The organism is Leptolyngbya sp. FACHB-541, assembly GCF_014695875.1.
GTDB lineage: Bacteria > Cyanobacteriota > Cyanobacteriia > Elainellales > Elainellaceae > JAAUTN01.
The window spans coordinates 1-6,698 of sequence record NZ_JACJPC010000023.1 but is presented as its reverse complement, the minus strand read 5'-3'; the positions used below and the strand labels follow the sequence as shown (position 1 = coordinate 6,698).

The window sequence follows — 6,698 nt, the reverse complement described above, 5'->3', positions numbered from 1 at the left end:
TAGTTGTCGATGAACGTGACTGTACTAACGGCTTGGCGGGGTGTAACCATTGCCCTATCTAACTTTGGAGAAACTCACTCTTATTTTACTCCGCCTAGAGTGATGAAAGAGGGTTAGACTAGAATCACGACAATTCTTATGTTGCCTCCATCGAAGACATAGCATGTCCCCTGTTAGTTCTTGAATGCAAGCAATTATCGTGTTGTTCAATAATCATGTACTGGACACAACCTTCCTACTCAGCAAGAGCAAGCAGACCGTTCGGATGGCGATCGCTGAGCCTGATTACTGCCATTCGCCGAAACTCAGACAGCAAGAGTTTGAGAAAAACTGAAGCTCGAAACCTTCTCCTGACAAAGCTTTCAGAAATTATCCAACCGTTTTATCACAAAACCAGAGGTAATTTCTTACAAAAGCGCAGCAAATTGTCCAACCATTTTTTGTGACGTTCCAAAACATCAACGAAAGAATCAACCTTTCAGACGGCGAAATTGTCCAACCGTTTTATTACTCCACAAAGAGATCTGGAACAGAAATTTTAACCGTACATCGCTGCAATAACTCCTCAACTGACTGGTTTACCATAATTGGCTCAGCCTCACTTGCTTTACTCTAAGGCAATTCTCAAATCGGTACTACGCGAATGTTTGCCAATTCATTGAACTCAAATGGCGATCGCCCCTTCGATTGCCTCTTTCTCTTCTGCCGTCAAGTAGTCCTTCTCTACATTGATTAGTTGAATCTTTGGTTCTTCACTCATGGCTGAAAGTGCTTTGTAGATATCTAAGTCCGATCGCCTATCCATTTTCCAAACCACCAACTTGATCTCAGACCAATAGTTCAACGGTTGAGGACAGACTAAATCTCCAATGACTCCCACTCGCTGGATATCAAACCGTTCTCGGAGAACAGATGCTGCTTGTTGTGCCAACTGCCACCACTCAGCTTTCCGCTGTTCATCTTGCTGCGCTAACAGCACTCGTTGTCGAAGTGCTTGCATCCAGGCTTGAGGTGGGAGTACCTTCACCGCGCTCGCCAGCCCAAACGTCATCAATAACAACCCAAGCACCTGCTTTGTGCCTTGTTTGTAGCTAATCTGCGGCTTGCCATCAAAGAACTCAAATTTTGCTGGCGGACACCAGCTAACGTATTCGTCAAATTGGATTGATGTAGGCTCCAGCTGAAGATGGGGAGCAAAGGGAAGGCTGCCCCACTGAGCACTCTCGATCCCCTGAATTCGCTGGAAGGACTGCGGTTCTGTTTCGAGGACGAATAGCTTCGGCTGCGATCGTCTTCCATACCAGTTCTCTTCATCCCACAGAGAACTGGAGTGAAATGCTAAACCCGGAACACTGCTCGGTCGGTACCAGCCATCCTCATCTGGCACTTGTGACTCATACTGTCCCTCAAGCAGCCGCAAAAACTCAATCTGCTGTCGTTGAGGATCGACAATCCAATATTCAGGTACACCAGATGTCGCATAGTAATCTCGCTTAGCAATGCGATCGCAATACTCGTGTCCTGATAGTAGAACTTCAACCACTAATTCAGCAGGTCCATTAAGATACCAGGAATAAAGCTGATTCAGGTTTTTTGACTTAAAGAACATCAGGTCAGGTGTAAACCCGTTCTCCCCCAATCGCATAGCAAAGTCTCGACCGAACGATCGCCCGCCTAAGTCCTCGGCAACACCATGCAAGCAAGTTGAGAGATATTGCCGCACCCCATGATGGGGATGATAGGGGTAGTTGGCAACTCCCTCACCGGGAATTAAATTTTCTGGTTGGTACTCGACATCAGCACAGGCTGTTTCTAAATCTTGAAGGACAGAGAAGCGATCGCCTTCAGTAGAGGAAGGTAGATTGAATCCTACCTTCAACGCCTCAATCCACAAATCCATAGGAGCAAGGGCGATCGCAGCATCTGCCCTCCAGCCTTGTAAAACTTGTCTTAGCAGCAAGCGGCTACCAGCGATCGTATTGCCCACAACTAGATGACCCTCGACTAGTTCCAGCTTGCCTTCGGGTCGGTGGTTAGAAAAAGATTCAAATAGCTCCTCAGGGGTAGGGTACAAGAAGCGATCGCCTCCTGAAACTAGGCTTGTTTTTTAGCTGCAAATTCAAAATTTTCTAAATTTGGCAGCTATGTCCTTTTGAAGGAGTATACCAAATCCCTTTATTGGCAAGGTCTTTGAAAATTGTTTAACTTTTTTATCTCAAAATTAGCTTCAATATAGTTCTTCCTTCAACAGAAAGAATGAAAATTGTTTAACTTTATTTTTTGGCAGGTTGAATAGCGAACGAAAAATAGAGGCTTTTAGGCTGCAAAATTGTTTAACTTTTTTATCCCTTTACAAGACTGCAGCAACGGTGCCAGAGACACTGATCTCACCTTGACTCAACTTCTCTTGAACTGCATCAATTGGAATCAGCAAAACCTCGATCTCCTCAGTGTGGTCGAGGTTTTGAGCAGAAACCAGTTCAACGTTATCAGCCAGAAATAGGTGAATTTTGTTTGTTTCCTTCACTGGATTGTCGTAGAGTGTGGCTAATTTGGTTAAGTGAGTGGCACAATATCCTGTTTCCTCCTGAAGTTCGCGCAGGGCAGCAGATTCAGCGCTCTCCTTTTGTGGATCAAAGGTGCCCGCCGGAAGCTCAACCAACACTTTTCCTGCACCGTGACGGTATTGACGAACAAAGACAATTTCTCGCTTTGCAGTCACCGGAAACACCAGTGCTACATCAGGTCTAACGCTGAGAAAGTAGTCATCGACGATCGCCCCATTAGACAACTCCACTACATCCTGCCGCACCTTATACCACCGATGATCAAACACCAGTTCAGAATGCAGTAATTTCCAGGGCATTAACTCTTTCATAGGTTGTTGACAAATAAAGAATTACATTGAGGGCATTCTCAAACCTCTGAGCGATCGCCCTCTCTCTTCCTCACTTAATCCTTTACTTTGAATCAACACCCCAAAGTTGCCTAAACCCATTGGGTTCATTAATGAATGCAGCGATTCTCGTCGCTGAAGGGTAGCTTGCAGGCTTAGGTCGGAAGTGGGGTTAGAGAGGGCAGAGAGGCGATCGCCTAACCCCAACGCCATCAAAAATAAACCCTGCTGGGTAAAGCCAGCAATTTGTAATCCAGAAAGTTCACCTTGACGCTCTAGTGCTGTGAAGTCAACATGGGCAGTCAAATCTTGCCGTCCGATGTGAATGTAAGGATTGGAATGATGCGCGTGTTGGTAGTAACATTGCAAGGTTCCTTGAGCACGAGCAGGGCTGTAGTAGCGACTGGCAGGGTATCCATAGTCGATAGTGAGTAAATAGCCGCGATCAAGGTGAGTGGCGATCGCCCCTATCCAATCTAGTGCTGCCAAATTCACCTCGGTGCGGTAACCGTTAGGGTAAATCTCAGACGGCAACTTTACCCCTACCCAGTCAAAGTAGCTTTCCAGCTTTGGTGTTGAAAGCTCTCCAATGACTTCGGTAAAGTTACCATCTTGATCAAGCGTGACATACACTTCTCGAAGCTGACCTGCCTCAATCACCAGTTGGTGAACTGGAAAAGCATCGACCAATTCATTGGAAAAACAGCAGCCAACCACTGATTCAGAAGATAGTTCCTCTAACGTTTGCCAGGATAAATTGCCCCAAGATTGGCTGAGTTTAGCTAGTCGCTGCTGCTGTTCTGCAACTAAAGCAGATGATTTCTCTACAATCACATAGCGTAATGCTTCAAAGCACTCAAAATGATGTCGATACAGATACCGCAATACATCCTGTACAATTAGTCCTTGCCCTGCACCCATTTCAACTAAAGTGAAAGGCTTGGGATGCTGCAAAATTTGCCACATCTCGGCAAATTGCTCAGCTAACAGTTCACTAAAGTCTGCGCCTAGATGTGGTGAAGTCACAAAGTCACCTTCTGCACCAATCTTTATCTGATCGGTGCTGTAGTAGCCGTACTGTGGATGGTACAGCACCCATTCCATGTACTCTACAAAGGTGATGCGTTGCTCAGAAGTTTCCGTAATCTTCTGGGCAATCAGGTCACGAAGCGCCAAATTACTGTCGTTTGTTTCTAGTGCCGTCATGTTTAATATTCGTGTCGGCTTTTATTGTGACACTTTCAAATAATCTGGCTCAACTGCCTAGCTCGAATCAGTTGCTTGAACTTCACCGCTTCTCGGATTGGGTTAAAGTCAGGTTCGGTAGCGATGTCGTTAAAATACTCAGGCTGCAGTTCAATTGATTTCTGCAAACAGTCGATCGCCAATTCCACTTTTCCCCATTGGGCATAGCATCTGGCTTTGTGGTTCCAGACGTTGGGATAGTCAGGGTTGATGGCGATCGCTTGATCATAGGAAGCGATCGCCTCTTCATAGCGCCCCATTTCCTTTAGTGCGCTGCCGTGATTATCCCAAGTGCGAAAGGCATTAGGTTCGAGCTCCAGAGTGTGTTCATAGCAGGCAAGCGCTTCTTCGTAGCGCTCAAAGGTTCTTAGCGTATAGCCTTTGCTATACCAGGCACGAGGAGAATTGGGGGCAAGCTCTAGCGCTTGGTTGTGGGAGGCGATCGCCTCTTCAAACCGCTCCAAACGCCTTAGCGTGATTGCCCGATTGATCCAAACTGTCGGATTGTTGGGCTGAAGCTGAATCGCTTTGTCGTAGGATTTCAGCGCATCCTCATAGCGACCTTCAAAGTAAAACGCTTCTCCTTCGGTGGCGTGATCATCTGCCGTCAGCAGCAACTCTGGAGCAGCAGATTTCAGCGTATTCAATTGTTCTGTCAATTCTTGAATACGGCGCTTCACCTCTGGCGCAACGGTATCTTGCTGCGCTGGAGACGGGGTTAAGTTATCGATTGCCTGAACAATTTGCTCTTTAAACAGGCTCTGCAAGTTTGAAATCTGCTCAATGAACCCAGTCTTCAATGTCTCAATTTCGTGATTGAATTGCTTAGCTTGCTCCGCCAATTCTGAGGTCACTTCTTCGGTCAGTTGTCGCTCTACTTCTTCGCGCAGTTGCTTACGCGTTTCCGACACGATCTGGTTGATCACGCTGCGACGCAACAGCAACAGTCCGATCGCCGCAAAAATGGGTAGCAGCGTCAGCACGGTCAGAAGAATGTTGATTAAATCTGTGCTGCTATCAAAGGTACGATCGACTTCTGACTGAATCAGTCGCTGTATCTCGCCACTGTTTTCTAGATTCTCCTCGATCGCCTCTCGAATTCGCTCTGCTTCCCGAAGTTCCTCTAGCTCCTGTCGTTCTTGATCAGACAGAGATGCAGGTGGCGATTCAGTTTGCGCTACTGCTCTAGCAGTCAGTGGTGAATTTTGCCAGGTTGCAGCACCGTTTAGTGCCAAGCAGACACAAAAGACCCAGACAACTCCCCGATAGTGACTCATGCCGCTCAGTGAAGAAGGATGTGTCTAAGTTAGCAAGTAAAAAATGCGTAGGGGCGGTTCGCGAACCGCCCCTACACAGAATCGATTGTATAGCCAACCTTTTAGGATTCCTAAGACTGAGAGGCGATCGCTACAGGTTGGTCTACGTATTCGGAAACAATTTGCCTGAACTGGTCACCCTCAACCGTTTCCTGGTCTAGGAGCGTATCGACCAGGCGATCGATCAAGGCGCGATTTTCTCTGATGATTTGGCGGGCTTCTTCGTAGCAGTTGAAGACAATTGATCGCACCTGACGGTCAATTTTGGTGGCCATTTCCTCGGAATATTCCGTGTTGCGAGTCATCAGATCTCGTCCCAGAAATACTTCGCTGCTGCCGCTTTCCAGCGCAACGGGGCCGAGGTCAGACATTCCATAGAGCGTTACCATTGACCGGGCATAGTTTGCCACGGCACGGATATCGCTTGACGCGCCGGCCGTCACTTCATCGTGACCAAAAACTTCTTCCTCAACGGCTCGACCGCCGAGCGCAACCGTAATCCGATCAAGGAAATTAGCGCGGCTGTGCAGTCCGTCATCAATGCTTTCCTGATTGAGCAGCGGTTTGGCAAAGCCACCAATGCCGCCAGAACGAGGAATGATCGTCACCTTGTCGAGCGGGTCAGTGTTCTTTAACAAAGTCATGAGCAGGGCGTGACCCACCTCATGATAGGCAACCAGGCGTTTTTTCTTGCTGTCGAGCAAGGGCATCAGGCTCATGCCAATCGTGATTCGGTCGATCGCATCGTCGACTTCAAGATTGCCAATCGTCTCCTTCCGTCGCCGTGCGGTGAGAATGGCGGCTTCATTGAGCAGGTTTGCCAAGTCAGCGCCAGAAAAACCGGGAGTTTTACGAGCGATCGCCTCTAGAGAAATTTCCTCATTCAGCTTTTTATTCCGGGCATGAACTTGCAAAATGCCGAGTCGCCCTCTATAGGTGGGCAAGTCAACCGTCACCTGACGGTCAAAGCGACCAGGACGCAGCAACGCAGAGTCGAGGACATCAGGACGGTTGGTTGCCGCGATGATGATGATGCCGGTGTTTCCTTCAAACCCGTCCATCTCGGTGAGCAACTGGTTGAGGGTCTGCTCCCGCTCATCATTGCCGCCACCGATTCCAGCACCCCGTTGCCGTCCGACTGCGTCAATCTCATCAATGAAGATGATGCAAGGGGCGTTTTCCTTTGCCTTCTTAAACAGGTCACGCACTCGTGAAGCACCAACTCCAACAAACATCTCGAC

At 47.9% G+C, this 6,698-nt stretch carries 6 protein-coding genes; 1 reads left to right on the top strand and 5 read right to left on the bottom strand.

The genetic code is table 11. The features are described 5' to 3' along the window. The first annotated feature begins 184 nt into the window (after positions 1 to 184). Positions 185 to 334: a hypothetical protein gene (locus tag H6G00_RS03400; protein WP_190795637.1), complete on the top strand. Its 150-nt coding sequence runs from the start codon at positions 185 to 187 to the stop codon at positions 332 to 334. 330 nt (positions 335 to 664) lie between these two features. Here the strand turns inward: H6G00_RS03400 and H6G00_RS03395 are convergent, their stop codons facing one another. The 5 genes from H6G00_RS03395 to H6G00_RS03375 form a co-directional block, all read right to left on the bottom strand. Continuing rightward, the gene (locus H6G00_RS03395; RefSeq protein ID WP_190795636.1) at positions 665 to 2,074 is read right to left on the bottom strand and encodes a Uma2 family endonuclease; all 1,410 of its coding nucleotides are present in this window, start codon (positions 2,072 to 2,074) and stop codon (positions 665 to 667) included. A gap of 276 nt (positions 2,075 to 2,350) precedes the next feature. Then, positions 2,351 to 2,878 carry an NUDIX hydrolase gene (locus H6G00_RS03390; protein ID WP_190795635.1) on the bottom strand — a complete coding sequence of 176 codons (528 nt, stop codon included), beginning with the start codon at positions 2,876 to 2,878 and terminating at the stop codon, positions 2,351 to 2,353. A 21-nt stretch (positions 2,879 to 2,899) separates the two neighbouring features. Further along, positions 2,900 to 4,102 carry a class I SAM-dependent methyltransferase gene (locus H6G00_RS03385; protein ID WP_190795634.1) on the bottom strand — a complete coding sequence of 401 codons (1,203 nt, stop codon included), beginning with the start codon at positions 4,100 to 4,102 and terminating at the stop codon, positions 2,900 to 2,902. Between the two features lie 35 nt (positions 4,103 to 4,137). Next, entirely contained in the window at positions 4,138 to 5,418 is a 1,281-nt protein-coding gene (locus tag H6G00_RS03380; RefSeq protein ID WP_190643916.1) for a tetratricopeptide repeat protein, read from the bottom strand. Between the two features lie 110 nt (positions 5,419 to 5,528). Continuing rightward, positions 5,529 to 6,698 (bottom strand): AAA family ATPase (locus tag H6G00_RS03375; protein ID WP_190795633.1); only part of this gene is annotated, 1,170 nt, incomplete at its 5' end.

Excerpts from the sequence above, each read along its gene's own strand:
- H6G00_RS03390 (WP_190795635.1), bottom strand. The coding sequence starts at position 2,878 with ATGAAAGAGTTAATGCCCTGGAAATTACTGCATTCTGAACTGGTGTTT.
- H6G00_RS03380 (WP_190643916.1), bottom strand. The coding sequence starts at position 5,418 with ATGAGTCACTATCGGGGAGTTGTCTGGGTCTTTTGTGTCTGCTTGGCA.
- H6G00_RS03385 (WP_190795634.1), bottom strand. The coding sequence starts at position 4,102 with ATGACGGCACTAGAAACAAACGACAGTAATTTGGCGCTTCGTGACCTG.
- H6G00_RS03400 (WP_190795637.1), top strand. The coding sequence starts at position 185 with ATGCAAGCAATTATCGTGTTGTTCAATAATCATGTACTGGACACAACC.